The 26,999-nt window shown below is 70.6% G+C and carries 27 protein-coding genes and 1 tRNA gene; 13 read left to right on the top strand and 15 right to left on the bottom strand.

Annotation, left to right across the window (positions count from 1 at the left end):
• On the top strand, positions 1–1,728 hold the full coding sequence (locus ACIQM0_RS23920) for a DoxX family membrane protein (protein ID WP_401289926.1): 1,728 nt from the start codon (positions 1–3) through the stop codon (positions 1,726–1,728).
• Between the two features lie 131 nt (positions 1,729–1,859).
• Here ACIQM0_RS23920 and ACIQM0_RS23915 read toward each other — a convergent pair whose 3' ends face one another.
• The 4 genes from ACIQM0_RS23915 to ACIQM0_RS23900 form a co-directional block, all read right to left on the bottom strand.
• On the bottom strand, positions 1,860–2,570 hold the full coding sequence (locus ACIQM0_RS23915; RefSeq protein ID WP_362959562.1) for a nucleotidyltransferase family protein: 711 nt from the start codon (positions 2,568–2,570) through the stop codon (positions 1,860–1,862).
• A gap of 35 nt (positions 2,571–2,605) precedes the next feature.
• Complete coding sequence (locus ACIQM0_RS23910; protein ID WP_363026617.1) at positions 2,606–3,019, bottom strand: hypothetical protein; 414 nt, start codon at positions 3,017–3,019, stop codon at positions 2,606–2,608.
• A gap of 235 nt (positions 3,020–3,254) precedes the next feature.
• Positions 3,255–4,391: an ABC transporter ATP-binding protein gene (locus tag ACIQM0_RS23905; RefSeq protein WP_401289924.1), complete on the bottom strand. Its 1,137-nt coding sequence runs from the start codon at positions 4,389–4,391 to the stop codon at positions 3,255–3,257.
• A 187-nt stretch (positions 4,392–4,578) separates the two neighbouring features.
• Complete coding sequence (locus ACIQM0_RS23900) at positions 4,579–5,316, bottom strand: SDR family oxidoreductase (RefSeq protein WP_401289921.1); 738 nt, start codon at positions 5,314–5,316, stop codon at positions 4,579–4,581.
• Positions 5,317–5,481: 165 nt separating this feature from the next.
• On the opposite strand from ACIQM0_RS23900, the gene ACIQM0_RS23895 reads away from it, so the two are divergent.
• The 4 genes from ACIQM0_RS23895 to ACIQM0_RS23880 all read left to right on the top strand — a co-directional run bounded on the left by ACIQM0_RS23895 (position 5,482) and on the right by ACIQM0_RS23880 (position 8,190).
• A complete protein-coding gene (locus ACIQM0_RS23895) occupies positions 5,482–6,066 on the top strand; it encodes a TetR/AcrR family transcriptional regulator (RefSeq protein ID WP_401289918.1) in 585 nt (194 codons plus the stop codon).
• A 71-nt stretch (positions 6,067–6,137) separates the two neighbouring features.
• Positions 6,138–6,211 (top strand) — tRNA-Thr (locus ACIQM0_RS23890).
• Between the two features lie 514 nt (positions 6,212–6,725).
• A complete protein-coding gene (locus tag ACIQM0_RS23885) occupies positions 6,726–7,394 on the top strand; it encodes an HAD-IA family hydrolase (RefSeq protein WP_401289915.1) in 669 nt (222 codons plus the stop codon).
• 103 nt (positions 7,395–7,497) lie between these two features.
• A complete protein-coding gene (locus ACIQM0_RS23880) occupies positions 7,498–8,190 on the top strand; it encodes a helix-turn-helix domain-containing protein (protein ID WP_401289912.1) in 693 nt (230 codons plus the stop codon).
• Here the strand turns inward: ACIQM0_RS23880 and ACIQM0_RS23875 are convergent.
• The 5 genes from ACIQM0_RS23875 to ACIQM0_RS23855 form a co-directional block, all read right to left on the bottom strand.
• A complete protein-coding gene (locus ACIQM0_RS23875) occupies positions 8,106–8,507 on the bottom strand; it encodes a VOC family protein (protein ID WP_401289910.1) in 402 nt (133 codons plus the stop codon). The genes ACIQM0_RS23880 and ACIQM0_RS23875 overlap by 85 nt on opposite strands.
• A gap of 171 nt (positions 8,508–8,678) precedes the next feature.
• Positions 8,679–9,881 (bottom strand): ABC transporter permease, encoded by a 1,203-nt coding sequence (locus ACIQM0_RS23870; protein WP_401289907.1) that lies wholly within the window; start codon positions 9,879–9,881, stop codon positions 8,679–8,681.
• 77 nt (positions 9,882–9,958) lie between these two features.
• Positions 9,959–10,726, bottom strand: a complete 768-nt coding sequence (locus ACIQM0_RS23865) for an ABC transporter ATP-binding protein (protein WP_401289904.1) — start codon at positions 10,724–10,726, stop codon at positions 9,959–9,961.
• Complete coding sequence (locus ACIQM0_RS23860) at positions 10,723–12,162, bottom strand: peptidoglycan-binding protein (RefSeq protein WP_401289902.1); 1,440 nt, start codon at positions 12,160–12,162, stop codon at positions 10,723–10,725. The genes ACIQM0_RS23865 and ACIQM0_RS23860 overlap by 4 nt, the downstream gene beginning before the upstream one ends.
• Entirely contained in the window at positions 12,159–13,073 is a 915-nt protein-coding gene (locus ACIQM0_RS23855; RefSeq protein ID WP_401289900.1) for a hypothetical protein, read from the bottom strand. The genes ACIQM0_RS23860 and ACIQM0_RS23855 overlap by 4 nt, the downstream gene beginning before the upstream one ends.
• Before the next feature lie 239 nt (positions 13,074–13,312).
• On the opposite strand from ACIQM0_RS23855, the gene ACIQM0_RS23850 reads away from it, so the two are divergent.
• Genes ACIQM0_RS23850 through ACIQM0_RS23840 form a run of 3 tightly spaced genes read left to right on the top strand, consistent with a single transcriptional unit; the run spans position 13,313 to position 16,070 of the window.
• Complete coding sequence (locus tag ACIQM0_RS23850) at positions 13,313–14,005, top strand: response regulator transcription factor (RefSeq protein WP_401289899.1); 693 nt, start codon at positions 13,313–13,315, stop codon at positions 14,003–14,005.
• A 38-nt stretch (positions 14,006–14,043) separates the two neighbouring features.
• Complete coding sequence (locus ACIQM0_RS23845) at positions 14,044–15,495, top strand: sensor histidine kinase (RefSeq protein ID WP_401290216.1); 1,452 nt, start codon at positions 14,044–14,046, stop codon at positions 15,493–15,495.
• Positions 15,492–16,070, top strand: a complete 579-nt coding sequence (locus ACIQM0_RS23840) for a hypothetical protein (RefSeq protein ID WP_401289897.1) — start codon at positions 15,492–15,494, stop codon at positions 16,068–16,070. The genes ACIQM0_RS23845 and ACIQM0_RS23840 overlap by 4 nt, the downstream gene beginning before the upstream one ends.
• A 103-nt stretch (positions 16,071–16,173) precedes the next feature.
• Here the strand turns inward: ACIQM0_RS23840 and ACIQM0_RS23835 are convergent, their stop codons facing one another.
• Together ACIQM0_RS23835 and ACIQM0_RS23830 are read right to left on the bottom strand one after the other, a co-directional pair.
• Entirely contained in the window at positions 16,174–16,407 is a 234-nt protein-coding gene (locus ACIQM0_RS23835) for a hypothetical protein (RefSeq protein ID WP_401289895.1), read from the bottom strand.
• A 248-nt stretch (positions 16,408–16,655) separates the two neighbouring features.
• Positions 16,656–17,663, bottom strand: a complete 1,008-nt coding sequence (locus ACIQM0_RS23830; RefSeq protein WP_401289893.1) for a DUF3533 domain-containing protein — start codon at positions 17,661–17,663, stop codon at positions 16,656–16,658.
• 681 nt (positions 17,664–18,344) lie between these two features.
• Here ACIQM0_RS23830 and ACIQM0_RS23825 point away from each other — a divergent pair.
• The gene (locus ACIQM0_RS23825) at positions 18,345–19,007 is read left to right on the top strand and encodes a histone deacetylase (protein WP_401289890.1); all 663 of its coding nucleotides are present in this window, start codon (positions 18,345–18,347) and stop codon (positions 19,005–19,007) included.
• 61 nt (positions 19,008–19,068) lie between these two features.
• On the opposite strand, the gene ACIQM0_RS23820 is transcribed toward ACIQM0_RS23825, so the two are convergent.
• Complete coding sequence (locus ACIQM0_RS23820; RefSeq protein ID WP_401289887.1) at positions 19,069–19,716, bottom strand: cyclodeaminase/cyclohydrolase family protein; 648 nt, start codon at positions 19,714–19,716, stop codon at positions 19,069–19,071.
• A gap of 212 nt (positions 19,717–19,928) precedes the next feature.
• Here ACIQM0_RS23820 and ACIQM0_RS23815 point away from each other — a divergent pair, with 212 nt between their 5' ends.
• Positions 19,929–20,756, top strand: a complete 828-nt coding sequence (locus tag ACIQM0_RS23815) for an arylamine N-acetyltransferase (RefSeq protein WP_401289885.1) — start codon at positions 19,929–19,931, stop codon at positions 20,754–20,756.
• A gap of 9 nt (positions 20,757–20,765) precedes the next feature.
• Here the strand turns inward: ACIQM0_RS23815 and ACIQM0_RS23810 are convergent, their stop codons facing one another.
• Both ACIQM0_RS23810 and ACIQM0_RS23805 read right to left on the bottom strand, forming a co-directional pair.
• The gene (locus tag ACIQM0_RS23810) at positions 20,766–22,166 is read right to left on the bottom strand and encodes an NAD(P)/FAD-dependent oxidoreductase (RefSeq protein WP_401289882.1); all 1,401 of its coding nucleotides are present in this window, start codon (positions 22,164–22,166) and stop codon (positions 20,766–20,768) included.
• A gap of 74 nt (positions 22,167–22,240) precedes the next feature.
• Positions 22,241–22,945, bottom strand: coding sequence for a rhomboid-like protein (locus ACIQM0_RS23805; RefSeq protein ID WP_401289879.1), 705 nt, complete (start codon positions 22,943–22,945; stop codon positions 22,241–22,243).
• A 33-nt stretch (positions 22,946–22,978) separates the two neighbouring features.
• Here ACIQM0_RS23805 and ACIQM0_RS23800 point away from each other — a divergent pair, with 33 nt between their 5' ends.
• The 3 genes from ACIQM0_RS23800 (at position 22,979) to ACIQM0_RS23790 (ending at position 25,248) form a co-directional block, all read left to right on the top strand.
• A complete protein-coding gene (locus tag ACIQM0_RS23800) occupies positions 22,979–23,896 on the top strand; it encodes an aminoglycoside phosphotransferase family protein (RefSeq protein WP_401289876.1) in 918 nt (305 codons plus the stop codon).
• 31 nt (positions 23,897–23,927) lie between these two features.
• Positions 23,928–24,410 (top strand): GNAT family N-acetyltransferase, encoded by a 483-nt coding sequence (locus ACIQM0_RS23795; protein ID WP_363030044.1) that lies wholly within the window; start codon positions 23,928–23,930, stop codon positions 24,408–24,410.
• Positions 24,411–24,540: 130 nt separating this feature from the next.
• On the top strand, positions 24,541–25,248 hold the full coding sequence (locus ACIQM0_RS23790) for a pentapeptide repeat-containing protein (RefSeq protein ID WP_401289874.1): 708 nt from the start codon (positions 24,541–24,543) through the stop codon (positions 25,246–25,248).
• Positions 25,249–25,276: 28 nt separating this feature from the next.
• Here ACIQM0_RS23790 and ACIQM0_RS23785 read toward each other — a convergent pair whose 3' ends face one another.
• On the bottom strand, positions 25,277–25,774 hold the full coding sequence (locus tag ACIQM0_RS23785) for a hypothetical protein (RefSeq protein WP_401289872.1): 498 nt from the start codon (positions 25,772–25,774) through the stop codon (positions 25,277–25,279).
• Positions 25,775–26,999 lie beyond the last annotated feature (1,225 nt).

The following is a 26,999-nucleotide window of genomic DNA, read 5'->3' as shown; positions in this document are numbered from 1 at the left end:
ATGAGTGTGGACACCAGAACGCCTCGGTTCGACGAACAACCCGCCCTGAGCATGACCAAGGTGGACTGCGACCCTGCGCAGGTCATCGTCAACCACGCCAGCTTCCGGGTGCAGCTCGCACCCGGCCAGCGCGCACGGCTGCGCGGTGTGGCCCCCGCCGGTGCGCCCAGGATCCCCGTCATGAGCGGCCCCGGAGCGGGGCGCGGCCGGCGCGCCCCCGTCGTGTGGAGCGGCAGGTCCGCCCCCGGCGACCCCGGCGCCACCGGACTGCTCCAGGCCGTACGGAACTCCACCGCGGGCCGTCCCGGTGTCACGGGCCACCCCGACACCGCGTACGACCCCTACGAGCCGTACGCCTCGTACGAGCACGAAGGCGGCCGGGGCGGAGCCGGCACCCAGGTCATCCCGCGTCTCGAAGAGACCCAGCCCACCCCCGTCATCGGCGGCTCCCGGCCCGGCGGGCCGCTGCTCCCGCCGATGCGGCAGGCGGTCGGCGCCTTCGACCCCGTCGAGAGCGGACCCGGACGGTACGCCGCGGACGGCTACGGCCCGGACCGCGACGACCGGGACGGGTACGGCCGGGACGGCGCGGGCGGATACGGCCCCGACGATGACGACGCATTCGACGTCACCGACACCAGCGACCGCCGCCAGGGCACCGAATCGGTCCGGCACGCGTACTACCCCGACCGCCGGATGAACCTCGGCGTCGTCCTCCTGCCCATGCGGGTCTTCCTCGGCTTCATCTCGATCTACGCCGGCATGGGCAAGCTCTGCGACCCCGTCTACTTCGACGGCGGCGACCGCGGCTCCATGGTCAAGTGGCTGACCTCGCTGCACCCCTGGGCCCTCGCGGAGCCGCTGCGCGCATTCGCGCTCTCCCACCCGGTCGGCGCCGGACTCAGCATCGCCTTCCTCCAGGTCGTCGTCGGGGTCCTCACCGTCCTCGGCCTCTGGCAGCGCGTCGCCGCCTCGGTCGGCGCACTCCTCTCCGCCGCCCTCCTAGTCACCGTCAGCTGGCGCACCGTCCCCGTGTACGACGCGCCGGACATCATCTACCTCGCCGCCTGGAGCCCGCTGATCATCGCGGGCGCCCCCGTCTACTCCGCCGACGGACGCCTCGCCGGAGAGGCCTGGCGCAAGCTCGGCCCCCGCTCCGAGATCTGGGACCTCCGCCGCCGCGTGCTGCGCCGCGGCGCGGTCGTCGCCGCGGTCGTCGTCGGCCTCACCCTGCTCATCGGCTCCGTGCTCGGCGGCGCCGTCCGCTCGTCCGGGGTCGTCACCGTCCCCGGTCCCAACGGGGTCCCGACCAACCAGCTCCCCGGCTCCCCGCTCCCCGAGAAGTCCCGCAGCGGCGGCAAGGCCTCGCAGAGCCCGGCCGGACAGCAGCCCGCCCCGTCCCGCAGCACCGCCCCCCGTACCCCGTCCGCCCAGGCCTCCACGCCTGCCACGGGCACCGTCCGGGAGTCGGGCCAGGCAACGGCCGGCACGGGCCGGCCCAGCGCCACCCAGGGCACCGGCCAGCAGCCCCCGCAGCGGACGACCCCCCAGCAGCCCCCGTCCACCAGCGCCGGCCCCAGCTCCTCCGGCCCCGCCGGAAGCCCCGGGGGCGGCTCCGGGGGAGGCTCCACGGCGGGCGGCTCCGACCCCGGCGCCGGCTCCACCGGCTCCACGGACGGCTCCGGCGGCGGAAGCGGCAAGAACCCCCTCGGCGGCCTCCTGGGCTGACCGGGCCCACCGCACACACGCGAGAGGGGCGGGCACCGGAGAGGAATCCGGTGCCCGCCCCTCTCGCGTGTGCGGTGAGCGCATTCCGCTGTGCGGGGGATGTGCGGGGGAGCGGGCGGGCCTCGGTCGGCTTACCGCCCGTCCAGCTCCTTCGCCGCCTCCGTCAGGTCCTTGGCGGTGTCGATGGCCCGCCAGTACGCCCCGTGCGGCAGCGGGTACCCGGCCAGCCTGCGCTCCCGGGCCAGCCGGGGGAACGTCGTCCGCTCGTGATCGCCTCGGTCCGGCAGCATCGCCGTGAACGCCGGGGAGAACACGTACACCCCCGCATTGATCAGGTAGGGCGACGGCGGCGACTCGATGAAGTCGGTGATGTGCCCGAACGCGTCCGTCTCCACCGCGCCCCATGGAATCCGGGGACGGGCCAGCGCCAGCGTCGCGGTCGCGTCACGCTCCGCGTGGAACGCGGCCATCTCACGCAACGAGAAGCGCGTCCAGATATCACCATTGGTGGCGTACCAGGGCTGCTCCGGATCGGGCAGCCGGGCCGCCGCGTACTTCAGCCCGCCGCCGCGGCCCAGCGGTTCGGACTCCACCACCGTCGTGACGCGCAGCGGCAGCACCGCCGCGTCCAGCCACTCCTGCAGCACCTCGGCCAGATGCCCGCACGACACCACGGCATCGGTCACGCCCTCGGCGGCCAGCCAGGAAAGCTGATGGCCGATGATCGGAGTCCCGGTACCCGGGATCTCGACCATCGGCTTGGGGCGGTCATCGGTGTACGGGCGCAGCCGCGATCCCTGGCCACCTGCCAGGATCACGGCCTGCGTCGGAAACGTATGCATGTCAGGCACGATATGCCGTGCCTGTGCGGGACCGGTCAGCTGAACTGCGCGACACCCGAGGCGAACGACGTGTCGCAGACGGGACGCGAGAACCGGTGTGCGCGGGTCGGGCCGTACTGCTCGACCGCTGCCTTGCCCAGCGCCTTCGCGATCGACATGCAGTGCCTCGCGAGCGACGGACGCCCCTCGACGGCGCGCTGGAGGTCGGTCAACGCGACGGCGGGGTCCTTCTCCCGGAGCTCCAGGAGAAGCCTGTCGCGCAGGATGTCCTGCGAGGTGCGCGGCTTGGCGCGCTTGGAGACGGCGTGGGCGGATGCGGTCAGTACCTGCGAATCGGAGTTGTGAGCTGCCCACGGCACGCGGGTGACCGCGAGGGTCCCGGACAGGACCATGACGACAGGCAGTACGAGAGCGAGAGTTCGGCCGATGCGGCGCGCGGAGTGGGTCACGCAGTGAGCGTAGCGGGCAGTGATGAATCGACGACATTACGTCACTCTCGCGAGGGATGGTTCGAGAGTGTTTTTCGAATCCCGTGTTGACGAACCGGAGTGAAATGACCGTTGTGCCGGGGAATTTGGCGTCGACTGTCCAAACCCCCGGAACGCGCGCCGGCGCCCTCGGAACGCGCGTCGGCCCCGCACGGAGAACGTGCGGGGCCGACGTCGTACAGCGGGCGGTGCGAAATCAGTCGGTGAGACGCTCACCGGTCGAGCTCGCGAAGACGTGCAGCTCGTCCGGGCGGGGCACGACGTGCAGCTTGGTGCCCTTCTCCGGGACCGCGCGGCCGCCGACGCGGACGACGAGGTCCTTGTCCTGCTCGCCGACCTGGGCGGAGCCGTAGACGAAGCCGTCGGCGCCGAGCTCCTCGACGACGTTGACCGAGACGGCCAGACCGGCCGGGGCGTCGGCGGAGTCCTTGGTGAGGGTCTTCGCGGCGGCGCCGCCGTGCTCGACGATGTCGAAGTGCTCGGGGCGGATGCCGACCGTGACGGTCGTGTCGCCGCGGTCCGCGGCGGCGGTGAGCGCGGCACGGGAGACCGGGACGACGCTGTTGCCGAACTTCACGCCACCGTCGGTGATCGGGACCTCGATCAGGTTCATCGCCGGGGAGCCGATGAAGCCGGCCACGAAGAGGTTCGCCGGCTTGTCGTACATGTTGCGCGGCGAGTCGACCTGCTGCAGCAGACCGTCCTTGAGGACCGCGACGCGGTCGCCCATCGTCAGGGCCTCGACCTGGTCGTGGGTGACATAGACGGTCGTGATGCCCAGACGGCGCTGGAGCGAGGCGATCTGCGTACGGGTGGAGACACGGAGCTTGGCGTCGAGGTTCGACAGCGGCTCGTCCATGAGGAAGACCTGCGGCTCACGGACGATGGCGCGGCCCATCGCGACACGCTGACGCTGACCACCGGAGAGCGCCTTCGGCTTGCGGTCGAGGTAGTCGGTGAGGTCCAGCATCTTGGCGGCCTCTTCGACCTTCGCCCGGATCTCGGTCTTGTTGATACCGGCGATCTTCAGCGCGAAGCCCATGTTGTCCGCGACGGACATGTGCGGGTAGAGCGCGTAGTTCTGGAACACCATCGCGATGTCCCGGTCCTTCGGCGGCAGGTGCGTGACATCGCGGTCACCGATGCGGATCGCGCCGCCGTTGACGTCCTCAAGACCCGCGAGCATGCGCAGGGAGGTGGACTTGCCACAACCGGAGGGACCGACGAGGACGAGGAACTCGCCGTCCTCGATGTCGATCTCGAGCTGGTCAACCGCGGGCTTCGTGGAGCCGGGGTATACGCGGGACGCCTTGTCGAACGTGACACTGGCCATGCTGATGCTTCTCCTTCACCGGCAGGAACGTGCCGGACGATCCGTTGTAAGGGAGTGGTCTGGTCCACTTGAGTGAACCTTCAGCGACGCTACCTGGCCACTTCGAATCTGTCAGCAGTTCTTGGGCCATGAATATCCCCCGGCATGATCAGACGGGATCGGGGCGACGGGCCCGTGCGGACAGCCCTTAGTCCTGCGCGGTGGGGCGGACGACGATGTCGCCCACGTCGACGCCGTCCGGCTGTTCGACGGCGAAGGCGATCGCACGGGCCACCGCCTCCGGCGCGATCGCGATCTTCTCCATCCGGTCGGCGACCTGGGCCCGGATCCCGGGGTCCGACAGGGAGTCCGCGAACTCCGTACGGACGAAGCCCGGTGAGACGACGGTGACGCGCAGGCTGTCGCCGGCCTCCTGGCGCAGCCCCTCGGAGATGGTGCGGACGGCGTTCTTCGTGCCGGCGTAGACCGCCTGGAGGGGGACGATGCGCAGCCCCGCGGTGGAGACGGTGTTGACGAAGTGGCCGAAGCCCTGCTCCCGGAACACGGGCAGTGCGGCGGCGATCCCGTACAGCACGCCCTTGAGGTTGACGTCGATCATCTCTTCCCACTCCTCGACGCGGAGGTCGTCGAGAGGGGAGATCGGGCCGATGCCGGCATTGCTGACGAGGACGTCGAGCTTGCCGAACCGTTCGCGGGCCAGGGCGACGAGGCCGGTCAGGTCCGCGCGCTTCTTCACATCCGTGCGGGCCCAGGCGGCTTCTCCGCCGGCTTCTTCGATACGGGCGGCCAGGGCCGCCAGGCGCTCCGGACGGCGTGCTCCGAGGACGACCTTCGCGCCGCGCGAGGCGAGCAGGAGTGCTGTCGCTTCACCGATGCCGCTGCTGGCGCCGGTGATGGCCACGACCTTGCCTTCGATTCCCGACATGATCGGCAGTCCTTCCAGAAAGGGGGCGGGGGGTTGAGGGCAGGCCGGGGTTGCTGCCCCGGCGCATTGCCCTACAGTGAAAGTGGAGGCGCCGCCACTTCCTTCACAGTAAGTGGCGGCGCCTCCACTTAGCAAACGAAGAGCGAGAACGAGGGAGTGTCGTTGATGTCCCCAGCCGCGGAACGCCCGCTGAGGGCCGACGCACAACGCAACCGGGACAAGATCCTGGCCGCGGCGGTCCGTGTGTTCACCGAGGAGGGGCTGGACGCGCACTTCGAGCGCGTAGCCAGGGAGGCGGGCGTGGGCACCGGCACCCTCTACCGCAACTTCCCCACCCGGGAGGCCCTGATCGAGGCGGCGTACCGCAACGAGGTGTCCCGCCTGTGCGACTCCGTCCCCAAGCTCCTGGCGGCCATGGACCCCGGCGAGGCGCTGCGCGCCTGGACGCGCGGCTTCATCGACTACGCCACCGCCAAACGCGGCATGGCCGAGGCGCTCCGCGCGGTCGTCGCCTCCGGTACCAACCCGTACGCCGACAGCCACCGGATGATCCAGGAGGCACTGGCGTCCCTCATGGACGCCGGCACCGCGGCCGGTGTGATCCGGTCCGACATCAGCGCCACCGACATGTTCGCCGCCCTCGCCGGAATCGCCCTCTCCTCGGGCGGCCCCGAGCAGCGGGAACAGGCCGAACGCCTCCTTGACCTCACTCTGGACGGACTGCGATCCGTGCCCCGCGAGCAGGGGTGAAACGTCGTGGATGGGCGAGAGGGGCGCTGTGTAGAGTGAGAGCTCGCGCGCGTGCCTTCGGCGTGCGCGGTGCCTCCTTAGCTCAGTTGGCCAGAGCAACGCACTTGTAATGCGTAGGTCGTCGGTTCGAATCCGACAGGGGGCTCTGTGGAACCCCAGGTCACGTAGCCCGTGACCTGGGGTTTGTGCTGTTCCGGGGCTGGTGTGGCGGGTGGCCGGGGCGCGGTGGGAGGGCCTGCGTGAGCGGAGTCGCTCAGGAGCCCTTACTTCTTGGGCTTCCGGCGCTTGGCCTTCGCGGCCTCCTTGGCCTGCGCTGTCGCCTTGTTGCTCGGCTTGCCGCCCTTGGCCCTGCCGGCCGAGGAGTTGCCAGCGGGACATCATCAGAGTGGAGCTTGAGGACGATGGTGTCCTCTACGCCCGGGAGACGATCCAACCGTCGCGGAACTGCACGATCCGGTTGATCGTGCAGAAGGACGGGGTCAGCTCCCCCTCGGCATGGGCAAGCCGATTGCGTCCTTTGCCAGGTCTGACGTGCCCTCGTGGTCAATTCTCGATCGTTTCTACGATGTCCCTCGTGATCTGCGGTCGCCGAGAGAATCCTTTCCGGCCTCAGCGCGGGGTAGCGTTTCATGAGGTCGACGGAGAGGACGCTCGCAGCCATGCCGATGCCCGCCGGTACCCCCGAACCCACTGCCCCGCGTGGGCTCATCCTGGACTTCGCCGGAGTGCTGACCGCCGACCCCCGGCCGACCCACCGCCGCTGGGCCGAGGCGGAGGGCCTGCACGCGGAGGCGTGGCGCGCCACTCTCAACGACACCGCCGAAGGGCGGCGCCTGTATGCGGCGCTGGAGATCGGACAGCTCGGTCAGGTCGAGTGGAACGCGCAGACTGCTGCTCTACTCGGTACGAACGTCGACCCGGTGAACCTGATGGGCCGCGCCTGGGCCAAGGTGCCGGCGGCATCTCGCATGGCAGCCTTTGCCCGCGCAGCCAAGGAAGCGGGCTACCGGCTCGCCCTCCTGTCGAACAGCTTCGGCCTGGACCCCTTCAACCCGTACGAGCATGTGGGCATCTGGGACCTCTTCGACGTGCACGTCATCTCCGAAGTCGTCGGCATGGCGAAGCCAGACCCTGCGATCTACCAACTCACCTTGGACCGCCTCGGTCTCCCCGGAACGGCGTGCGTGTTCGTCGACGACCACTCCGTGAACCTTCCACCCGCCGAAGCCCTCGGGATCACCACCGTCCTTGCGACGGACGAGGACTCCGCAGTCGCCGAGCTGGAGCGCCTGCTCGGCGTGACGGCGACCCTCGCCGTGCAGAGCTGATTCCAGCCACACCAACGGGTCCCCTTTCGGAGAAGGAGTGTTGGCCCTCCATCCGCCATGGGCACGGCCAACTCCTGGCGGACCAGAAGGGGAAGTGGCTCTCATGCAATGGTCGGAGTACACCACCGCCGAAAGACTCAAGGCGCTCCGCAACGGCATGACGCAGGAGCAGCTGGCCGAGGCCGCCGAGGTGTCGGTCGGCGTCGTAAGGAAGCTGGAACGCGGCGGCACCGCTTCTCTTCCTTCACTGCTCTCCATCGCTTCCGCCCTCGGCACCGACATTGCTGTGCTCTTCGGACAGCAGGCGCCTCGTCGCTCCATGGACCGCGACGAGCGAGCGGCCCTGCGGTCCCTGTCCGGCGCCACCCACGACGCCGCCCTCGGTATCCCGGCCGAGGCCGAACCGGGGACGGTCGACGAGTTGCGGGCAGTTCTTCAAGACGCCGACGCCGCCTACTGGGCGGGTCGGTACGCCGAACTGGGGGTTCTGCTCGGCGCGTTACTGCCCGAGGCGCACGGACAGCGACAGGAGATGATGGAGGAACGAACACGGCACCTTCGTGGATCTTGCAGCGTAGAGAACTACACGATCCACAGGTGCGATGTTCATCTGCTTCCGGGGCTCGCCATCGAGATCAATCACCCCAGGGTGGGGCGATCCAGGTACTCGCCGGGGCCATGCCCGGAGCCCCCGGGCCCATTCGGTGTCCGTCAGAGCCCGACGGGCTCGCCGTCGATCCACTGGACGCGCCTGTTACGGCACAGGCAGAAGGGGTGGCCGACCGGGTCGGTGTAGACGCGCCAGCCGTAGCCCTCCTCGCCGACGAAGTCCTTGCGGAGGGTGGCGCCGAGGGCGGTGAGGCGCTGTTCCTCGGGTTCGAACTCGTCGACTTCGAAGTCGAGGTGGAACTGCTTGGGGTGCTCGTCGTCGGGCCAGTTCGGTGCGCGGAAGTTGTCGACGCGCTGGAACGCGAGCTCGATCTTGCCGAACTTGATGCCGGCCCAGTTGTCGTCGCTGTCGGGCTTGACGGGTTCGCCGGTGACCTCGGCGTAGAACGCCGCGAGCTTCTTGGGCTCGGGGCAGTCGATGATGAAATCGGTGAGCTTCAGCATCCGGCGATCTTGCCACGCGGCCCGCGAGGGTGGCAGGGGTGAAGCCAGGGCCCCGGCGAGTGCCTGGATCACCCCAGGGTGGGGCGATCCAGGCACTCGCCGGGGCCCTGCGTGACCTGGGGTTTTCTGCTGTCCGACGCACGGCGTGGAAGAGCCGTCCTCCGGCTCCCCTCAGGACGGTGCGCGCAGTGCGTCGACCGGTTCCATGCGGGCGGCGCGCAGTGACGGGTAGAGGCCGGCGAGCAGGCCGACGAGGGCTCCGGCGAGCGGGGCGCCGAAGGCCAAGGTCAGGTCGAGTACCGGGGTCCACTGTTTGAAGACGGCGACGCACACCACGACGGCGATGCCCAGGGCCGCGCCGACGATGCCGCCGAGCAGGCCGATGGTTGTCGACTCGAGGAGGAACTGGCCGGCCACCTGTCGCCTCGACGCGCCCAGGGCGCGCCGTAGGCCGATCTCCCCGACCCGTTCCATCACCGTCACCAGGGTGACGTTGGCGATGCCGATCGCGCCGACCACCAGCGAGACCAGGCCGAGGACGAGGAAGAGACCGTTGACGTCGTTCTGGACGCCGTCGCGGGCCTTGGACAGGTCGGCCGGTGCGGCGACGGTGAGGGATTTCTCGTGCCCGGGGGACAGGGCGATCGGTGCCTGGCGCGCCACCTGCCGGGCCGCGCCCATCTCGGTGTTGACGAGTACGCGGGTGACGTCGCGCAGGCCGAGGCGGTCCGCGGCGGTGGTGGGCGGGAGCATCACGGCGGTGGACAGCCGCTGCTCACGCTTGACGCCGCCGAGGATGCCGATGACGGTGTACGACTGGCCCTGGAGGAAGATCGCCGGGGAGTCCTGCACCCGGCTGATGCCCAGCAGCCGCGCCGCCTGGTCGCCCAGGACCGCCACCTGGGCGTGCCGGCCGATGTCGCCGGAGTCGTAGAACCGCCCCGTGGCCATCGCGCCGCGTACCCCGGTGGGAAGGTCCGCTGAGGCGGCGACGACGGCCAGGGTCTGGCCGGAGACGTCGCCGGGTGCTTTGACGTCGTTGGACCGCACTTGGATGCTGTTGGTCGCGACGGAGTCGGCGAGGGCGGCGACCGATTCCACCCCGGTCAGCCGGCGGACCGCGTCGGTGCCCGACCAGTCCACCAGGGGTTTACCGTCCGAACTGTCGGGCGGGGGTGGCACGGTCACGGTCACGGAGGTCGCGGTGAGTGCGTCGAACCGGCCGACGATCTGGTTGCCCGCGGTGGAGGCCACACCGATGGTGATGACGAGGGTGGCGATGCCGAGCACGGTGCCGAGTGTGGTCAGCGCGGACCGGACCGGGCGGGCGAGGACGCCGGCGAGGGCTTCTGTCCACAGGTCCCGTGGGTCCATCCAGGGGCGGTCGATACGGGCCCCGGCGGCCGGTGTCGGGGTCGGGGCCGGTGTCGTCCTTGGTCTGGCCGTGAGTTTCATTCGGCCTCCGGGGTGAGGTGGCCGTCGGTGATGCGGACGCGCTGTCCTGCACGGCGGCTGACCGTTTCGTCGTGCGTGATCAGGACCAGGGTCATGCCCTGGGCGCACAGGTCGTCGAAGAGTTCCAGTACGGACAGGGTGTTCTCGCTGTCCAGGTTGCCGGTGGGTTCGTCGCAGAGCAGGAGTGCGGGGTCGCCGATCAAGGCCCGTGCGATGGCGACGCGTTGGCGTTCGCCGCCGGACAGCCGGTCGGGTCTGAAGCCCGACCGGTGTCCGAGGCCCACGCGTTCCAGTGCCTGGCGGGCGCGGGTGAGGCGGGTGCCGCGTGCGCGCCCCGGGCGCGGTTTGCGGTACGCCTCCGCGAGCATGACGTTCTCGTCCACCGTCCGGTAGGGGAGGAGGTGGAAGGACTGGAAGACGAACCCGATCCGGCTGCCGCGCAGCGCGGTGCGTTCGAGGTCACCGAGTCCGGTGGTCTCCACCCCGTCGAGACGGTAGGAGCCCGTGGTGGGCCGGTCGAGCAGCCCGAGGGTGTTGAGCAGGGTCGACTTCCCGGAACCGGACGGCCCGACGATGGACAGGTGCTCGCCGCGCCGCACGGTCAGGTTCACCCCGCGCAGGGCGTGAACGGGCGGCTCGGAGTCGAAGGTCCGCTTCACGTCGGTGAGTTCGATGACGGCGTCCGGGCCGTCGGAGCCGTCCCGCGGTGCGGCGCCGACGGCGGTCGTGGCCGTCGTGGCGGCCGGGTCGGGGACGGGGGTCACTCGCCGACCACCACGTGGTCGTCCTGCTTCAGTGTGCTGCCGGCCGGCTTCACCTCGACGAGACCCGCTGCGGAGAGCCCGACGGTGACGTGGACGTCACTCACCTTGCCGTCGCGCTCGACCTGCACCCGGGCCTTTCCGTCCGACGAGGTCCGGATCGCGGCGAGTGGCACGACCAGTACCTTGCCGTCAGAGGCGCCGATCTTGATGGTCACCTTCACGGCGGTCTCGGCCTCGTCGGCCAGATCGCCGGAGGCGGGTACGGAGATGCGCAGCTGGACCGGGGCCGTAGTGCCGGTGGCGGAGGCGTCGGCGGCGCCGGTCCCGGTGCTCTGCGAGGTCGTCCCGGCGGTTCCCTCGCTGTCGTCGGTCGTCGTCGAGGACGCGGCGCCGGCGCCGAGTGCGGACACGGTGCCCTGTGCCTTCTTGCCGTCCGTCGTCGTCAGCTCGACGGCCATGCCCTTCCTCAGCAGTTCGGCGTCCGTGCCGGGGACGGTGGCCTGCACCTCCAGATCGGAGCTGGTGACCGTGCCGATCGGGCCGGACACGGTGTCCCCCGTCTTCACGGTCACCTTGTTCAGCCGTACGGGCAGCTTCGGGAAGAAGACGACCTCGCCGGCCGGGACCTTCGTCCCGTAGGAGGCCTGGAAGGTGCTGAGGGCGGCGTTGGCCAGGTCCAGCGTCTTGCGCGCGGAACCGAGCTGCAGCTGGTGGACCTGCGCGTCGGTGCTGGACTGCGGGTGCGGTGAACTGGAGCCGCCGTGCGTGTCCGTCTCCGTTCCGCTGCCGCTGTTGGCGGTGAGGAGTGCCTCCTGGGCGGCGGACACCGCCTGCTGCAGCTGGCCCAGCTGCTGCTGGTCGTCCGCGCTCGGCTTCTGCGCCTCGTACCCCGTGCTCGTGTACCAGCTGGTGACCGCCGCCGCAGTGCCCTGGCGGTAGTCGCCGCTGATCGCTCCGGGGTCGAACCCGAGCCGCCGCAACGCACTCTGGAGCTGCTTCACATCGCCGCCGGAGGTGCCCGGCCCCAAGGCGCGGTACATCGGTACGGAACCGCTCAGCGCGAGTACCGGACGGCCGCTGACCGTCATCAGCACGTCGCCCTCCTTGACCTCGGTCCCGGCGACCGGCGCCTTGGTGACCCGCTGCTCCCCCTCGCCGCCCGCGCCGTCGCCCGCCGTCGCCCCGGTGCCCACGGAGCCGGCCAGCGAGAGCGGACGTGGCGAGGCGAACTCGACGGACCCCGTCGCCACCACGGTCGCGGTGAGGGACTGCCGCCGCACCGCCACGGTCACCGGGCCGGCTTTCGGAGCCTGGTGCGCGGCGGCGGCGTCGGCGGGGGAGCGCACCTGCGAACCGGCGAACCAGCCGCCCGCCCCGATCAGGACGACCCCGGCGACCAGGGCGCCCAGCTGTTTACGGCTGCTGAACCGGCTCATGCGCCTTCGCCCCAGTACGGGTGGACCTTCTCCTTGGGGAAGTACGCGGCCCGGAACTTCTTCCCGCACTCCAGGTCCTTCAGGGAGATGTCGATCTCCTTGGTGAGCAGCGGCAGAGCTGCTTCCTTGCCCATGCTGAAGTGGTTCTCCGGCACGACCTGGGCCAGCCGGACCATGTCGACGATGCCGGTCGGCTGGGTGGTGGCGACCGCGATGCCCTGCCCCTTCAGGCAGGTGGCGAATTCCTGGGCAAGCGCCACCAGTTGGGTATCGCCGTTGAGCTCAAGACCGTTGGCGCGGTTCTCTTCCTGCCTGTCCTTCCACGCCTTCTCCTCCTCGGCCGCGCTGAGCGCCGGTCCGTTCGCCGCTTCCGATCCCTTGAGTTCGCAGCCGGCGGTCTTCTCCTCCGTCTTGTTCGTGGCCGGGGGCCCTGACAGCGCCTCCGAGTACGCCTTCCGCTGGGCGGCGGTGAGCCCCTTCTGGTCCTCGTCGTGCGTGAGCACCTTTCCCGCCCCTCTTCCCGTCACGTCGGCGTGGGGGGCGTCGGAGCTGTTCGGGTAGACGGCGGTCGAGTAGTTGCCGAACCCGTACTTCTGCCGGGACTTCTTCGCCAGCGCGTAGTCCTCGCCGTCGATCCAGCTTGTGCTGACGCTCTCCGCAGCCACGTGCGGGGTGAAGGTGAATCCCTGCTTCTTCATGCAGGCCGAGATGGCGTTCTGCTCGATGTACTTCTTCTTGGTCGCGTCATCCGCGTCGCCCGGGACGGTGAGCTGTACGGCCCCGTCGGCGTTCGTGGTGCTGCTGTTCCCGGCGTTCGAGGAGGCGGCGTCCGCGCCGGCCTTGTCGCTCGAACCGCCGCAGGCGGCGAGGAGCGGCAGGAGACCCACCGCCAGGGTGGTGGCGACGGACATACGGACTCTGTGCATGATCAGGCCTTTTCTCTTGCCGCGCCGGGACAACGGGAACGGGGACTCGAAGCCGTCGCATGGTGTGCGGTCATGGCGGTTGATCCTGAGCGCACGGTGTGATGGGAGCCGGTCCGGAGTGTGATGAAACGGCAACAGCCGCTCCGCCGAAGGCGCGGCCCGCGAGTATGTGATCATCTGGTAACAGCCGCTGACCTGGGCGTTCTCGTGCGGATACTGGACACATGCCACGTGTCCTGCTCATAGAAGACGACCGCGCCGTCCGTGAGGGCGTCCAGCTCGCCCTGCGCCGTCAGGGACATGACGTCGCCTGCGCCGCGACGGGCGAGGACGGGCTGGAGCGGCTGCGCTCGTTCCTGCCGGATGTCGTGGTGCTCGATCTGATGCTGCCCGGCATGCCCGGACTGGAGGTGTGCCGCCGCATCCGCGCCGCAGCCGACCAGGTCCCGGTCATCATGGCGACCGCCCGGGGCGACGACGTGGACATCGTCGTCGGACTCGAGGCGGGCGCGGACGACTACGTCGTCAAACCCGTACAGGCCAGGGTGCTGGAGGCACGCATCCGTGCCGTTCTGCGGCGGGTCGGCGGCCCACCCGCCGACGGTGGCGTACCGAGGACCGAGACCCACGGAGAACTGGTCATCGACCGGGCCTCACTGACCGTCACCCACCGGGGCGTGCCGGTCGCGCTGGCCCCGTCCGAACTACGGCTCCTGCTGGCCCTGTCCGCCTCGCCCGGCCAGGTCTTCAGCCGGCAGCAGCTCCTCGAAGCGGTATGGGAGCACAGCTACCACGGTGACTCACGGCTGGTGGACGCCTGCGTCAAGCGGCTGCGCACCAAGATGGGCGAGCCCCCGGGGCAGCCGTACTACATCCGGACCGTGCGCGGTTTCGGCTATCGGTTCATGTCCCGGTGAAGGCTCCACGGCTGCTGCGCGGCCTGCGAGGCCGGCTGATGGTGGCCTTCTTGCTGGTCGCCTGCGTCGCCACCCTGACCACCGGCGCCCTGACCTTCCGGGAAGCACGCACGGGGGTGCTCCAACAGAGCCAGGACACCGTGATCAAGCAGTTCCGCGACCATGTCAACGGCCTCGCCGCCTCCCTCGCCTATCCCCCGAGCCAGGTCGAACTGGATGTGTTCGCGTTGAACCTGGCCGAATCCGAACCTTCGGGAAACTGGCGCGTATTGGCGACCTACGACAAGCTCAGCGCCACCTCCGCACGGCAGGACCGGTTCAGCGAGCTGACCCCCGACATGCGCGAGGCCGTGAGCTCCCGCGGGAGCACCGTCTTCCAGCGGGTGACGACGCGCGGCCGGCCCGCACTGGTCGTCGGCCTGCCGGTCACCTTCGGCACCCGGCAGCAGCCCACCTCCGCCGCCTCCGGCCTCGCTGTCTTCCTGACGGTGCCGCAGACCAACGAGCGGGACTACGTGCAGGCCCTGGTCCCGGCCGTGGAGCGGGCCACCGTCCCCGCGCTGATCCTCGCTGTGCTGCTCGCCCTGCTGGCCGCCCGCGGCGTGCTGCGGCCGGTACGCGAGCTGAGCCGCGCCACCCGCAGCGTCGCCGAGGGGCACCTGGACACCCGGCTCGCCGTCAACGGCACCGACGAACTCGCCGACCTCTCCCACACCTTCAACGAGACGGCGGCGGCCCTGGAGGAGTCGGTGGCCGAGCTGCGCCGCATGGAGGCACGTGCCCGCCGCTTCGCCGCCGACGTGTCGCATGAACTGCGCACCCCGCTGGCCGCCATGTCGGCGGTCACCGACATCCTCGACGAGGACGCGGCCCAGCTCGCCCCCGACACCGCCACCGCGGTTCGGCTCATCAGCGCGGAGACCGTCAAGCTGGCCCGCCTGGTGGAGGACCTGATGGAGATCTCCCGCTTCGACGCGGGTGCGGCCGGACTGCACCTGGACGAGATCGACCTCGCCGACTCCATCCGCCGCACCCTCGCCTCCCGTGCCTGGCTGGAGACGGTGGACACCCAGCTGCCCGGACCCGGCGAGCTCCGCGGCCGTCTCGACCCGCGCCGCCTCGACGTGGTCGTCGCGAACCTGGTCGGAAACGCGCTGCGCCACGGGGCGCGCCCCGTACGGCTGCGCCTGTACGCGCGCGAACACCCGGACACGGGACGGTGGGCGGTCATCGAGGTACTGGACAGCGGACCGGGCATCCCCGAAAGCGTCCTGCCCCACGTCTTCGACCGCTTCTACAAATCGGACGCCGCCCGCACCAGGACCGAGGGCAGCGGTCTCGGTCTCGCCATTGCCTCGGAGAACGTCCACCTGCACGGCGGCACCGTCGACGCGGCGAACGGTCCGCACGGCGGCGCCGTCTTCACCGTCGAACTCCCGCTGTGGCCCGACGATCCGGCATCCGAACCGCAGGAGGGGAGTCACTCGTGAGGCCCGCCCACCGGGTCGCCCGGCCCGCACTACTGGTCGCGGCAGCGCTTCTGCTCTGCGCCTGCGGCATTCCCACGACCGGTGTGGTGGATTCGGGGGAGCCCGCCACCGGCATCCGGTCGACCATAACGGTCTACTTCCTCAAGAACCGTGTTCTGACCGCGGTCCCCCGCAAGGTTGCCCGGCGGACCGATGTCGAGGCGGCCGTGGCAGCCGTGTTCGACGGTCCGGACAGCTCGGAACGACTCGAGGGCCTGACCACCGGGCTTCCGGCGCCGGCGAACGATCCGACGGTCCGGACCGAAGGTGCCAGGGTGCGGATCGAGCTGGACTTTGCCACCAGGCCACAGTTTTCGGCGGCCCTCAAACTACTGTCCAGACGCTTCTCCCTCAGCCAACTGGTCTGCACGGCCGCCGGAGCCCGCCAGGCCGAAGAGCCGGGCATCGGAACCGTGTCGGTGACCGTGACAGCCTCCGTGGGGGGTGCCGAGCCTCGCTGGAGCGCCGACGGGGACAGCGGCACGAGGTGCTCCCACGCGGGCCGGATTCCCGACGCTGCCTCTCGGCCCGGATAGCGGAGAGCGTGCGCGCGAGCGGAATCGCACGGGCAGGCGTCCACGAAGCCTCTTCCGGACGTGCCGGTCCTGCGGCGCGGCTCGCCACCGGGGTTCCGTGCTGTCATCGGCCGGCCAGGCGATGGGGGGCCCACAGCTGGTCGGCGTCGCCGGCGGCGAGTCTGCCCCGCTCGATGGCCGGAGTGGCCACCTCGCTGACCTCCGCGGCACGGCAGACCGGCACGACCATCGGCGTCGGTGTCTCCGGAACGATCGTGGGGGCGGCCGTGGCCCATGGCGGACCGGCGTACACCGACGCGGAGCAGGGCGTGTGGTGGCTCACGGGCGGGCTCGGCATCGCGATGCTCGCCCTGTGCCTGCTCAGCACCGGACGCTGGGCCGAGGGCACCGCCACGCGGGCCGCGGCACTGTTCGAGGAGGTGGACCGGGGCCCGGCGGTTCCCGACGCCAACGGCTCCGGCCCACCCGGGATCGCCGAGCAGGCGGGGGCCGCCGACCCGATCGGGCCCTGGCCCGGCCCGGCAGCGGGAACGCTGCGCGCCTCACCCCGGGGCCTCCGCGTGAGCGATGCCCGAGCGGCGTCGCTCAGTGATCCACTTCTTGGGCGACCGGCGTGTGGCGACGGCCGCGCAGGGCTGCTGACACGACTGCTGCGACGATTCCGCCGAAGGCCCAGGCGCCGAGGATCCACAGGGCGCCTGTGGTGGCGTTGCCGTCGAAGTACACGGTGTTGCGCACCACGGTCGTGCCGGCGCCGGGCGGCAGTGCCTGGCCGATCGCGCGCCAGAACGGCGGCAGCAACGAGGCGGGATACACCCCGCCCGAGCTGGGGTTGCCGAGGATGGTGAAGATGAGGATGGTGAGGCCCAGGCCGACCGTGCCCGCCAACGACTGCAGGGCCACGCCCACGGCTCCCGAGGCGAACACCACCAGCGTGCCGATGCCGACGAGGTCCCAGAAGGCGCCCGGCAGGCAGTTCAGCACGGGTCCGACGATGATCGCGCCGCCGATACCGGAGACGAAGGCGTAGGGCACCATCGCCGCCAGGCGCACGAGAATGCGGCGGAGAGTGGGGCGTTTGGAACCGGCCGCCATGTTCAGGGCCGACGCGGCGAGGTAGCCGCCGATCGTCCAGCTGAGGACCAGGTAGAAGGACGAGAGCCCTCGCGAGTCGCCCGCGGCGGGAGGACGGATGTCGCGCACGACGATCGCGCGGTCCTGGGTCCGTTCGACCGCCTGCACCACCTTCGTCGCGGCGTCGGCTGCCGAAGTCCCACCCGCCGAAGCGACCAGCAGGGTGTCCGTACGCCCGGCCGCGTCGACGACGAGGGCCGCGTCCGTGCGCCGGTCAAGGAGACGGGACCTGGCCTGGATCCGGTCCGGGACGGAGCTGACGAGCAACGGGTCGCCCGGCAGCGCGTTGAGCCGGGCCACCAGATCCTTCTCCACGGCCTGCGGTGCGACCACCACGATCGGGATCCGGTGAGGCTTCGGGGCGTGGAAGGCCCCCATGTAGGAGAGGGCGAAGCCCAGCTGGAGCAGGAGCACCCCCACCATGACGAGCACGGCCCGGGTCGAGATCGCATCGCGCAACTCCGCCCACGCGCCGCCTCTGCCGGCTGCTGACCGATCCACCGCACTCGCCACATGAACTCCCGCACTCGGCCGTTGTTGCTCGGTTCAAACCGCAACCACCACATCCTCGGCCGCACCCCGTGCCAGACCGGGAGACCACGCCTCCCCCCGGGCGCCCCTCCCCCATTCGGCTGAATGGTGCCGGCGGGTTGACGGCAGGTCGTGCGCGGTGGGGGAGGGGTGGAGGTGCGGGCCAGCGCCGACCGGTGCTCAGCCTGACGAAGCCAAGCCCCTGGGAACGCGCGACGGGGAGCCTGTCGGTCCCACCGGCCCCTGACTCACGGTGCGGCAGCAGCCTGTGCTGCCTTCGCTGCGGCCCTGCACTTCGAACATCTCCGAGCCCCTCTTGCGACGAACAGGTGCCGGTACAACGTCACTTGGTTCGCATGGATGCCGCAGAGCGTGGCGCCCTTCCCCAGGGCATGCTCCAGAGCCGGTGCGTCCGTCTCTCGGCACGCGGTGAAGGGCGAGGGCTTGAGCGCGAGCGCGATACTGATGGATCGGAATCGGTGACCCGGGTTCGACATGGCCGTCAGCCTCGCACGACGCCCGACCGCCAGGGGGGCAAAGAGACGTCCCACCGCCGGCTCCGGGTGATGATCACGATGCTGCCGAAGCAGAGCCAGGAAGGAAGACGCCATGGTCGGCGCGCATGCAATCGAGCCGGGAGCCGTGGAGAAGCCCGCACCACAGCGTGTCTGGTACACCTCGTACGGCTCGAACATGCATCTCGGGCGGCTTGCCTCTTACATCGAGGGCGGTCAGCCGCCCGGCGCCGCCCGGGCGTATCCGGGGTGCAGGGACCGGCGTATGCCCAGCCGGTCCGTGCCGGTGGAACTGCGGGGCGCTCTCTACTTCGCCACGGAGTCGTCCGTCTGGGGCGGCGGGCGGGCCTTCTACGATCCGGAACAAGAGGGGCGGGTCTGTGCCCGCGCCCACCTTGTCTCGGCGTCGCAGTTCGCGGACATCGCCGCTCAGGAGATGTACAGGAGCCCCGGAGAGGACCTTGATCTCAGTGCGGTGCTCACGTCAGGCGTCGCACGGCTGGGGGACGGGCGGTACGAGACGCTGGTGTGCGCCGGACAGCTGGACGGCCTGCCTGTCCTCACCTTCACCGCCCCCTGGCACGCCGACGAAGTGACGTTGGTACCTCCCTCTCGGGCGTACGTCCACGTCCTCGCCTCCGGCCTGCTCGAGGCGGGTGCTTGGGACGCGGACACCGTGGCGGCCTACGTCGCCTCGTCGCCGGGGGCCGCCGGCCACTGGTCGGAACAGGCGATCCGGGCCCTGATCACGGCGTGACCCGCGGCTCGGCCGGCGGTGAGCGGTGATGACGGTCGGGCCGCGCAGCGCGGAAGACGCGCTACACGGGGATCACCGGTGGCTCCCGACGGGCGTACCGTGCGCGGATCTCGGCCGTGAGCGCCTCGGATTCGGTGACGGCTTCGAGGGAACGGCCGAGCTGCACCCGGGCGGCTGTGCGGTGTTCGGTGTCGGTGATCCCGGACAGGTTGGCCTCCGCGATCACCGCCGCGGTGTCCAGGGCCGCACGGGCACAGGACGCGGCCACCGCGAGGTCCGGGACGACATCCGCCCTGGCTACGGCGGCGAGTCCGCGGGCGAGGTGAATCACGTCGGCTGCGGTGCGCGCGGTGCGCAGCGGCACTCCGGTCGCCGCGGTCAGCGCCGCCTGGACGGCCGCGGCGCGTGCTCGGGTGCCCGGGGCGGTGGTTCTGGGCAACCGGTGTGCGGCGAGCACGGCGCCGAAGGCGGCCGCGTCGTCCGCCGCCAGGCCGAGGGCGGTGCTCCGTAGATCCTCGGCGGCCGCCCGCGCGGCGACCAGGTCGGATGCGTGGGCCGCGCACGCCGGATGACCGATGCTGAGGTTGCAGACCACGGAGATCAGGGCCGCGCCCACCGCCGTGTTCATCGCCGCGGCCGCCCCGGCTCCCGGCGGGAACGACGCGGAAGCCAGGGCGTCGAGCCATCCGCCGACGGTTTCGTCTCGCACGCAGATCTCCCTCGGGAAGGACGGTGTGTGTCTCGGGCAGGCGACGCGACGCCACCTGGCGGCCAGCCGACGACGATGACGGCACCGGGCTGCCAAGTGGCGTGACGGCACCGGGCCGCACGTGGCCGGATATCGGCGCTCGTGACGAAGATGTCAACAACGGGCACACTGTGCGTCATATCCACCGATACGCCTGGGTACTCATGCAGCTCATGACGACACCGGACATCGACTCGCTCCTGGAGCGCATCGGCTGCCCCCGGCCGCTCCGGCCGGACACCGCCGCGCTGCGCGGGCTGTACCGGGCATGGCAGCGCCACGTCCCCTACGAGAACATCGACACCCAACTCGGTCGCCCCATCACGCTGGAAGCCGGCGATCTGATCGGCAAGTTCGGGCGCCGGCGCCGCGGCGGCCAGTGCTTCGAGGCCAACGCCGCCTTCGCCCTGCTGCTGCGCGACATCGGCTTCGAGGTGACACTCGTCGACGGAGCGGCGGACCGCGAGACCTACGGTGACGAGCGATGGGGCGGGCACAACGCGCTGCTCGTACGGAGTCAGGACGAGACCTGGCTGGTGGACGTCGGCCTGGCCGACCCGTTCCTCGATCCGCTTCCCCTGCGCGAGGGCCGCTATCCGCGCGGTGAGTTCGAGTACGCGTTGGAACGGTTGGACGGGGGAGTGTGGCGGGCCCATCACCATCCCGCCGCCCTGCTGTCCTCCGTCGACTTCCGTACCGTTGCCCGCCCGTTCTCGCAGTACGTCGCACAAGCCAACAGCCAGCGCGGACAGTTGATGGTGCACCTGCACAAGGACGGCTACAAGCAGGCTCTGCGCTCCCGCACCGTGCGACGTGTCACCCGCGCGGGCGGCACCCACATACACACGCTGACCAGCGTCGACGAGTTCGCCCGGACACTCGCCGAGGTGTTCGGCGTGCCGCTGGACGATCTCGGATCCAGCGGCCTCCACACCCTGTGGGACATCACCGGCGAACAGCACGCGCGATGGCTGAGCAACCGGATCAAGGCCCGGTCATAGGGGCCCGGTTCAGTGCCGCCCCGCCAGCCGGTCCGCGATCTTCGCGATCGGGTCGGTCTCCGCGCGGGGTGAGGTGAGTTCGCGGCGGTCGGCGGCCCGGTAGGCGGCGTACATGCCGTGGACGCCGAGCCAGCGCAGCGGTTCCGGTTCCCAGCGGCGGACCTTGTGGTCGACCCAGGGCAGGGTGGTCAGTTCGGTGGGGCCGGACTGGCCGGAGTCCTGCTGGATCAGGTCGCGCAGGGTGCGGGCGGCGAGGTTGGTGGTGGCGACGCCGGAGCCGACGTAGCCGCCCGCCCAGCCCAGGCCGGTGGAGCGGTCCAGGGTGACCGTGGCGCACCAGTCGCGGGGGACGCCGAGGACGCCGGACCAGGCGTGGGCGATGCGGGTGCCGGCGGTGGTGGGGAAGAGGCGGACGAGCAGGTCGCGCAGGGCCTCGATGGTGGCGGGCTGGGTGCGGCCGTTGTCGTCGGTGGCCGAGCCGTAGCGGTAGGGGATGCCGCGGCCGCCCAGCGCGATGCGGTCGTCGGCGGTGCGCTGGGCGTACAGGTAGGCGTGGGCCATGTCGCCGAGGGTTTCGCGGCCGTTCCAGCCGATGGTGTCCCAGAGGGATTCGGGGAGGGGCTCGGTGACGATCATGGAGGAGTTCATCGGGAGCCACGTGCGCTTCTGGCCCTTGATGCCCGCCGTGAACCCTTCGGTGCAGCGCAGTACGTAGGGGGCGCGGACCGTGCCGTACGGGGTGATGGCGTGTTTGGGCTTGATCTCGGTGACCGGGGTCGACTCGTGGATCGTGACGCCGAGGGCCTCCACGACGTCGGCGAGGCCCTTGACGAGCTTGGCGGGGTGCAGGCGGGCGCCGTGCGGGGTCCAGGTGGAGCCGACGGCTCCGGTGACGCGGACGCGTTCGGCGGTCTCGCGGGCACCGTGCAGGGTGCGGTCGGTCTCGCCGAAGGCGATCTCGACGGAGTGGAAGGCCTTCAGCCGGGCGAGCTGGGCCGGGGTGCACGCGACTTCGAGGACGCCGCCCCGGTGGATGTCGGCGTCGATCTTCTCCTCGTCGGCGACGCGGATGACCTCGGCGACGGTGTCGTTCATCGACCGCTGGAGGCGGACGGCCGCCTCGTGGCCGTGGAGCTTCGCGTAGCGGTCGCGGCCCGCGATGCCGTTGTAGAGCCAGCCGCCGTTGCGCCCGGAGGCGCCGTAGCCGCAGAACTTGGCTTCCAGGACGGTGATGTTGAGGAAGGGGACGGCCTTCTTCAGGTAGTACGCCGTCCAGAGTCCGGTGTATCCGCCTCCGACGACGCAGACGTCTGCGGTGGCGTCGCCGGGCAGGGGTTCGCGGGGGGTGGGGGTGCCCTGGTCCGCGTACCAGAAGGATATGCCGCCGTTGACTGTGCTGACGGTGCTCATGTTGCCCCTGCTGTCCGTGTGACTGGCTGGCTGTCTGGCCGACTGCGAAGTGCGGTGTTCTGTTCGGCTGGACGTTACTGGGCAGGGGGCGGTTTCGTCTCGTGACGGTGAAGGCGGCGGTCCAGCCGTCGGTGGTGGTGGCGGGTCAGCGGGTAGCAGGCGAGGCCGATGAGGGCGGCGGTGAGGTGGCCGATGTCGGTGAACGTGGCGCCGGTGACGAGGGGGACGCCGTAGACGACGAGGACGGCGAAGAGGTACACGTACCGCCAGGGGCGCGGGACGTAGTAGGTGAGGACGGCGACGACACCGGCGAGCGCGTAACTGACGCCGACGTCGAGCGTGTTGGCGGCGGTCTCGGGTGCGTGGCCGTGCCGGATGGCCCAGGCCAGGACGCCCTCGCTGACGAGGGTGGCGAGGATGTGGGCGGCCGCGACGACGGCGAGCCAGCGCAGGGTGCCGAGGCGGCGCTCGGCGGGGGCGTGGAAGACGGTGTAGAGGACGGCGTAGGGGAGCCACTCGCCGCCGTCGATCCAGAAGGCGCTGCTGATCAGGACGCGCACGGGGTTCTGCGACAGCTCGTGGATGTTGGTGGAGCGCTGGCGGAGAAAGTCCTCCTCGAAGTCCGGTGACATCTGGTGGACGATGACGGTGGTGACGAAGAGGGCCGTCAGCCAGACGTAGGTGCCGGGGGCGCTGCGTATCCATGAGCCGACGCCGCGGAGCCACGTGACGGGTGCGGCGCGGGGCCGCGTGGGCGGGGCGGGGTGGCTCGGGGTCATAGCCGATTGACGCACGCTCCTACGATCGTGGGCGTGATTGACATTCCGGATGCGCTGATCGCCACTCAGTCCAAGTACAACGGTGAGGCCGGGCGGGCCTTTCTCGCCGCGTTGCCGGGGATGGCCGCGGAGTTCCTGGAGCGGTGGGGGCTGCGCCGGGACGGCGAGGCGCTGTACGGGGTGTGCGCCCTGGTTCTGCCCGTGGTGCGGGTGGCGGACGGGCGTCCGGCCGCGCTGAAGCTGCAGGCGGTGGACGCGGAGACGGTGGGGGAGCCGCTCGCGCTGCGGGTGTGGGGCGAGGCGTCGGCGGGTGCGGTGGAGCTGCTGGACCACGACCCGGCGACGGGGACGATGCTGCTGGAGCGGCTGGACGGGCACCGCCCGCTGTCGGGTACGGCCGATGTGCGGGAAGCGGTGCGGGTCGTCGCGGAGTCGCTGGCGGGGCTGACCGCGGTGCGGGCTCCGGCGGGGTGCGGCTTGCGTGGGCTGGGCGAGGTGACGGCGCGGATGCTGGCGGCGGCGCCGGGGGCGGCGGGGCTGCTGGTGGACGAGGGGGAGCGGCGGCTGCTGGCGGACTGCGCCGCGGCGGTACGGGAGGTGGCGGACGAGCCGGGGGACCGGCTGCTGCACTGGGACCTGCACTTCGGCAATGTGCTGGCCCGGAGCGACGGGCGGGGCGGGCCCGTGGGGTGGGTGGCGATCGATCCGAAGCCGCTCGCCGGTGATCCGGGGTTCGAGCTGCTTCCGGCGCTGCTGGACCGCTTCGACGCGGACACGGTGGGGTGGCGGTTCGATCTGCTGACGGAGGCGCTGGGACGTGACCGGGGGCGTGCGCGGGCGTGGACGCTGGGGCGGGTGCTGCAGAACGCGTGCTGGGGCGCCGAGGACGGTGCGCGGCGGCTGGCGCCGGAGCAGGCCCTGGTCGCGCGGTGGTTGCTGGGCCGGGAGTAGGAACCGGCACGGCGCTGCTTACGCTGCCCTCATGATTCGTACCGCTACTGCTGATGACGTCCCCGCCATTCACGCGATGATCCGTGAGCTGGCCGATTACGAGAAGGTGCCGCACGAGGCGAAGGCCACAGAGGAGCAGGTGCGTGAGGCGCTGTTCGGCGAGCGGCCCGCGGCGTTCGCGCACATCGCCGAGTCCGACGAGGACGGTGAGGTGGTGGGCTTCGCGTTGTGGTTCCTGAACTTCTCCACCTGGCGCGGGGTGCACGGCATCTATCTGGAGGACCTGTACGTCCGCCCGGAGCGGCGTGGCGGCGGGCACGGGAAGGCGCTGCTGCGGGAGCTCGCCCGGATCTGCGTGGAACGCGGCTACGAGCGGCTGGAGTGGTCGGTGCTGAACTGGAACGCTCCGTCGATCGCGTTCTACGAGGCGCTGGGTGCCCGGCCGCAGGACGAGTGGACGGTGTACCGGCTGACGGACGGGGCGCTGGCGGAGCTGGGCGGCGGGATCTCCTAGGCCGGGGGCGGGGCGCCATGGTCCCGGTCTCCTTCGCTGGAGGTGCCCTTTGGGTACATGACGGGCGGCGGGGGGCCGGGTGTGACATCGGCGGCGGGGCGTTGTCAGTGGGGTGCGTCACGATGGGGGGATGGTGCGCAGCGGCGGTAGTGGTCAGGGCAGCGGCAGGAGCAGGGCCGGCAAGGACGGTGTCGCGGCGGCGCGGCGTCCGGAGGTGCGGCTGCCACCGCTCGAGCCGTACGGCGGCGAGGGCCTGGAGCCGGACGGGGACTACGACGGGGTGCGCTTCGACGCGTTGGATCTGGCGGACGAGTCCGGTCCGGGGGCCCGCTTCATGGACTGCGCGCTGGACAACTGCGCCCTGGACCGTACGGAGCTGGTCAGGGCCCGTTTCATCGATTCCGTGCTGACGGGCGTACGGGGGGTGGGCACGGATCTCGCCGGTGCGTCCCTGCGGGACGTGGAGATCGTGGACGCGCGCCTGGGCGGGGTGCAGATGCACGGTGCGGTGCTGGAACGGGTGCTGGTGCGGGGCGGGAAGATCGACTACCTGAATCTGCGGAAGGCGCGGCTCAAGGACGTGGTGTTCGAGAACTGCGTGCTGTCCGAGCCGGATTTCGGGGGTGCGCAGCTGGACCGGGTGGAGTTCCGGGACTGCGTGCTGAAGCGGGCCGATTTCAGCGCGGTGCGGATGGAGTCGGTGGATCTGCGCACGGTCGCGGAGCTGGACATCGCCCGCGGGGTGGAGCGGCTGGCGGGTGCGGTGATCAGCCCGTCGCAGCTGATGGAGCTGGCTCCGGCGTTCGCGGCGCAGATCGGGGTGCGGGTGGAGGCGTGAACACGCCCTGAGGCCGGAAAGGGCCCCCTCAGAGCCGGGGGAAGCGGGCCTGGAGGTCCCAGACCACGGGGTTGTCCGCGAGGCCTTCGTGCATGTCGGCGAGGTCGGCGATCAGGTCGTGCAGGAAGTCGCGGGCCTCGCGGCGCAGCACGGAGTGGCTGAAGGTGAGTGGTGCTTCCTCCGCGGGCATCCAGTCGGCCTCGACGTCGACCCAGCCGAAGCGGCGCTCGAAGAGCATCCGGTCGGACGACTCGGTGAAGTCGAGCTCGGCGAACTGGCGGCGGTGCGAGCGGTTGCCGCGGGGGTCGCGGTCGATCTGCTCGACGATGTCGCACAGGGCCCACGCGAAGTCGAGCACCGGCACCCATCCCCAGCCTGTGGATACTTCGCGGTCCTCCTTGGTGTCCGCGAGGTAGACGTCCCCGGAGAACAGATCGTGGCGCAGGGCGTGGACGTCCGCTCGGCGGTAGTCGGTCTGCGGAGGATCGGGGAAGCGTCGGGAGAGGGAGTAGCCGATATCGAGCACGGTTCGATGGTGTCATGCCCGGCGTGTCGCTCCCGCACCAGTGGGATGGGGCCGGTGCAGTCCCGTTGCGGAGTCCGTTGTCGAGGGCGGGCCCCCAGGGCGAGGGGTAGTGCCTCATGGCCTCCTCTGCTGGAGGCCATAAGCCGAGCAGTTCTTGGATTTCCCAGAAATGACCTGGCGGGTGCTCCGGGCCGGTCTGCTGCCCAACGCCCCGTGGCGGCCTTCCATTGATGGGAATCACTTCCAATCCTATCCAATGATAGATCCACATGTATGCATATGCGCATATTGAACTGTCATCTTTGCGGGGTTGCCTCAATTTCCTCTTGTTCAGCTGGATGCCGCACGCCTAACGTGATGTTCGCTTTTGCGAATTTTCACTCATTCGGGTGCGGGGGTCGGGCGTGACGTTGGTGATGGCGGTCGCTGCTGTCTGGGGTGTGCTGCAGCTGTTCGCGCTGTCGTGGCCGGCGCGGTCGGTACGGCTGTCGACGGTGCTGTTGGCGGTCGTGGTGGGGGTGTACGGGTGCGGTGTGGCGACGGCGCTGCTGCAGCTCGCGTACACCCGTCTGTATGCGGACCAGTCCGGGCAGCCGTTGTCCGAGGTGGTGGGCACCTTCAGCTACACGGTCGCCCCTTGGGTGGAGGAACTGGTCAAGGTTTCCCCCTGTTGCTGGCCGGGCTGTACGTCAAGGTCCGCCGGCAGTGGGGGCTCACCGACTTCGTCGTACTGGGCGCGGGGCTGGGTGCCGGGTTCGGGCTGCTGGAGGCGGTGCTCCGCTACGGTCTGGACGCGAGCCGGGCGATCCCGCGGGAAGGCGGCGGATGGGTCATCCCGGACAGCCTCTTCCCGCCGTACATCCCAGGCCTGAAGCAGGTTTTCGCCGCCTGGCTTCCCGGCCCCACCGGCCAGTCGAGCATCGTCGGGCCACAGGCCGCCGAGACTTTCTCCCATCTGGTGTGGACGGCACTGGCGGGGCTGGGCGTCGGCTTGCTGTGGCGAACCCGGGGCTGGGTACGCGTGCTGGCGGTCGTTCCGGTGGCGGCCGCGTCCGCGCATCATGCGGTGAACAACTACGCCGCCGAGAAGTCCACGGAACAGGCCGAACGGTGGCTGGAGACGCTGAACGAGAAGGCCTGGGCCGTTCCGCTGGTCTGCCTGGCCATCGCCATGACAATCGACCTGTACCAACTGCACCGGGGTAAAAGCACGGTGCCGGGAGTG

This window comes from Streptomyces sp. NPDC091387 (assembly GCF_044756945.1).
GTDB lineage: Bacteria > Actinomycetota > Actinomycetes > Streptomycetales > Streptomycetaceae > Streptomyces.
The sequence above is the reverse complement of the archived record's forward strand: the minus strand, read 5'-3'. Positions and strand labels throughout refer to the sequence as shown.

Excerpts from the sequence above, each read along its gene's own strand:
- ACIQM0_RS23860 (WP_401289902.1), bottom strand. The coding sequence starts at position 12,162 with ATGAGCCGGTTCAGCAGCCGTAAACAGCTGGGCGCCCTGGTCGCCGGG.
- ACIQM0_RS23810 (WP_401289882.1), bottom strand. The coding sequence starts at position 22,166 with ATGAGCACCGTCAGCACAGTCAACGGCGGCATATCCTTCTGGTACGCG.
- ACIQM0_RS23875 (WP_401289910.1), bottom strand. The coding sequence starts at position 8,507 with ATGCTGAAGCTCACCGATTTCATCATCGACTGCCCCGAGCCCAAGAAG.
- ACIQM0_RS23805 (WP_401289879.1), bottom strand. The coding sequence starts at position 22,945 with ATGACCCCGAGCCACCCCGCCCCGCCCACGCGGCCCCGCGCCGCACCC.
- ACIQM0_RS23790 (WP_401289874.1), top strand. The coding sequence starts at position 24,541 with ATGGTGCGCAGCGGCGGTAGTGGTCAGGGCAGCGGCAGGAGCAGGGCC.
- ACIQM0_RS23870 (WP_401289907.1), bottom strand. The coding sequence starts at position 9,881 with ATGGACCCACGGGACCTGTGGACAGAAGCCCTCGCCGGCGTCCTCGCC.
- ACIQM0_RS23850 (WP_401289899.1), top strand. The coding sequence starts at position 13,313 with ATGCCACGTGTCCTGCTCATAGAAGACGACCGCGCCGTCCGTGAGGGC.
- ACIQM0_RS23915 (WP_362959562.1), bottom strand. The coding sequence starts at position 2,570 with ATGCATACGTTTCCGACGCAGGCCGTGATCCTGGCAGGTGGCCAGGGA.
- ACIQM0_RS23905 (WP_401289924.1), bottom strand. The coding sequence starts at position 4,391 with ATGGCCAGTGTCACGTTCGACAAGGCGTCCCGCGTATACCCCGGCTCC.
- ACIQM0_RS23815 (WP_401289885.1), top strand. The coding sequence starts at position 19,929 with ATGACGACACCGGACATCGACTCGCTCCTGGAGCGCATCGGCTGCCCC.
- ACIQM0_RS23825 (WP_401289890.1), top strand. The coding sequence starts at position 18,345 with ATGGTCGGCGCGCATGCAATCGAGCCGGGAGCCGTGGAGAAGCCCGCA.
- ACIQM0_RS23920 (WP_401289926.1), top strand. The coding sequence starts at position 1 with ATGAGTGTGGACACCAGAACGCCTCGGTTCGACGAACAACCCGCCCTG.
- ACIQM0_RS23885 (WP_401289915.1), top strand. The coding sequence starts at position 6,726 with ATGCCGATGCCCGCCGGTACCCCCGAACCCACTGCCCCGCGTGGGCTC.
- ACIQM0_RS23855 (WP_401289900.1), bottom strand. The coding sequence starts at position 13,073 with ATGTCCGTCGCCACCACCCTGGCGGTGGGTCTCCTGCCGCTCCTCGCC.
- ACIQM0_RS23835 (WP_401289895.1), bottom strand. The coding sequence starts at position 16,407 with ATGCCGAGCCCGCCCGTGAGCCACCACACGCCCTGCTCCGCGTCGGTG.
- ACIQM0_RS23795 (WP_363030044.1), top strand. The coding sequence starts at position 23,928 with ATGATTCGTACCGCTACTGCTGATGACGTCCCCGCCATTCACGCGATG.
- ACIQM0_RS23900 (WP_401289921.1), bottom strand. The coding sequence starts at position 5,316 with ATGTCGGGAATCGAAGGCAAGGTCGTGGCCATCACCGGCGCCAGCAGC.
- ACIQM0_RS23880 (WP_401289912.1), top strand. The coding sequence starts at position 7,498 with ATGCAATGGTCGGAGTACACCACCGCCGAAAGACTCAAGGCGCTCCGC.
- ACIQM0_RS23845 (WP_401290216.1), top strand. The coding sequence starts at position 14,044 with ATGGTGGCCTTCTTGCTGGTCGCCTGCGTCGCCACCCTGACCACCGGC.
- ACIQM0_RS23895 (WP_401289918.1), top strand. The coding sequence starts at position 5,482 with ATGTCCCCAGCCGCGGAACGCCCGCTGAGGGCCGACGCACAACGCAAC.